Here is a 2,201-nt window from a genome sequence, read left to right as displayed (position 1 = left end):
GCGCAAGCCCGCCGTCCGGCGCCCGCGCAAGGCCCCGGCCAGCGAGACCCCGCCCGCGCCGGCCTCCGAGACGCCGAGCATGTGAGCGCGTGACCGGCCTCGGGGCCGGCCATCAGGGCGCGTCCGCCGCGGCGGGCGCGCCCTTTTTCGTATCCCTGCGGTCCTTCAGCCGAAGCGGCGTCCGAGATCCGCGACCTGCGCCGACGTCAGGCGGCGCACGCGCTCGCCGCGCAGCAGCATGAAGAGCTTGGCCGCCTCCTCGAGCTCCTCCGCCGCATAGACGGCATCGGTCAGCGAAGCCCCCGACACCACCGGCCCGTGATTGGCGAGCAGCACGGCGCGCGCCGTCCTGGCCGCGGCCGCGATCGCCGGCTCCATCGCCGGATCGCCGGGGCGGAAGTAGCGCACCACCGGCAAGGTCTCGCCGATGCGCATGACGAAGTAGGGTGTCAGCGGCGGGATCGGCGCGCGCGCATCGACCTCCTCCAGGCACGCCACCGCAGTCGCCCAGGTGGAGTGCAGATGCACCACCGCCTGCGCCTCCGCGCGCGCCTGGTAGAAGGCGCGATGCATGAACACCTCCTTCGAAGGCGCATCCCCGCCGATGTGGCGCCAGGCCGCGTCGAGCCGCGAGAGGCGCGCCGGATCGAGCCGGCCGAGGCAGGAATTGGTCGGCGTGATCAGCACGCCGTCCTCGAGACGGACCGAGATGTTGCCTGCGCTGCCGACCGAGAAGCCGCGTGCGAACAGGCTCGCGGCCAGGGTGCAGACCGCCTCGCGCAACGCCGTCTCGTCCTTCATCGCCCCTCCTCCAGCATCGCGAAGGCTTTCAGGAAGAAGTCGCGCCCGCCGAAATTGCCGCTCTTCAGCGCGAGATGCAGCCCGCCTGCGATGTCGGGCGCGTAGGTCCAGGGCACGCCGGGATCGATCTCCGGCCCGATCGCGAGCCGGCGCACGCCGAGCCGCGAGACCACCGCGCCTGCGGTCTCGCCGCCGGCCACCACCAGGCGGCGCACGCCGCGCGCGACCAGCGCGTCGGCGACCTCCGCGAGGGTGCGCTCGACGAGCTGCCCGGCGGCCTCGCGCCCGAGCCTCCGCTGCAGCGCCTCGACGCGGTCCGGCGTGGCCGAGGCGGCGATCACGAGCGGGCGGTCGGGAGCCTGCGCGTCGATCCAGGCGATCGCCTCCCCGGCGAGCGCGGCCGGATCGGGGCGCGCGAGCGGATCGAGCGTCAGCGTCGGCACGCGATCCCGCGCGAAGCCGATCTGGCCCAGGGTGGCGCGCGAGCAGCTTCCCGCCACCACGGCGGCACGCCCTGCGGCGGGCGGCAGGCGGGCCGCATCGCCGTGCGCCGCGAGCAGTCCCGCCGCGCGCCAGGTCTCCGGCAGGCCGATCGCGAGGCCGGAGCCGCCCACCATCAGCGCGACGGCGTCGCAGGCGGCGCCGATCGCGCGCAGATGCGCCTCGGTGAGCGCATCGACGATCGCGTAGCGCCGTCCCTGATCCTCGATGGCGTGGAAGGCGCTGCGGATCGCGCCCGCACCCTGCGCGACGGTGGCGAAGGGAACCAGACCGACGCCGCCCTGCGTCTGCCGGCCGAGCACGCGCACCAGGTTGGCGTCGCGCATCGGTGTCAGCGGATGGTTCTCCATCCCGCTCTCGTTGAGAAGCGCGGTGCCGACGAAGAGGTGGCCGAGATAGACGGTGCGGCCATTGGCCGGGAAGGCGGGGCAGACCGGCGCGAAGCCGGCGCCCAGCCGGGCCAGGAGCGCGTCCGCGACGGGACCGATATTGCCCGCATCGGTCGAGTCGAAGGTCGAGCAGACCTTGAAGAACGCCTGCCGGCAGCCGGCGGCGAGCAGCCAGTCCAGCGCGGCGACGCTCTCCGCCACGGCCTCGTGCACCGGCGCCGTGCGTGACTTCAGCGCGACCACGATCACGTCCGCCTCCGGCACGGGATCCTCCGGCCGCGGCACGCCGAGGAGCTGCACCGTGCGCGCGCCCTCCTTCACCAGCGTGCTGGCAAGATCGGTCGCGCCGGTGAAGTCGTCGGCGACGCAGCCGAGGATCGGCATGGCTCAGGTCTCCGCAGGCAGGGCGATGAGGTCGCGATGGCCGATGGTGAGCGCGAGCCGGCCGCGCGCGAGAGCGCCGAGCCGGGCCTCCTGCCACGCCGCGATGCGCGCGGCCGCGGCCGGCAG

Annotated in this window: 2 protein-coding genes; both read right to left on the bottom strand. The window is 74.5% G+C overall.

Annotated features, from left to right (window positions below):
- Positions 1-165 precede the first annotated feature (165 nt).
- On the bottom strand, positions 166-801 hold the full coding sequence (locus FK498_RS18485; RefSeq protein ID WP_141857145.1) for an aldolase: 636 nt from the start codon (positions 799-801) through the stop codon (positions 166-168).
- Positions 798-2,075, bottom strand: a complete 1,278-nt coding sequence (otnK, locus tag FK498_RS18480; RefSeq protein WP_141857142.1) for a 3-oxo-tetronate kinase — start codon at positions 2,073-2,075, stop codon at positions 798-800. The genes FK498_RS18485 and otnK overlap by 4 nt, the downstream gene beginning before the upstream one ends.
- Positions 2,076-2,201: the final 126 nt, after the last annotated feature.

It is taken from the genome of Elioraea sp. Yellowstone (assembly GCF_006704265.1).
Classification (GTDB): Bacteria; Pseudomonadota; Alphaproteobacteria; order Acetobacterales; family Acetobacteraceae; genus Elioraea.
Note: the sequence above shows the minus strand (reverse complement) of the source record. Positions and strands in the feature narration are given on the sequence as shown.

Bases quoted from the DNA above. Each gene is read 5' to 3' on its own strand.
- FK498_RS18485 (WP_141857145.1), bottom strand. From the start codon at position 801: ATGAAGGACGAGACGGCGTTGCGCGAGGCGGTCTGCACCCTGGCCGCG.
- otnK (WP_141857142.1), bottom strand. From the start codon at position 2,075: ATGCCGATCCTCGGCTGCGTCGCCGACGACTTCACCGGCGCGACCGAT.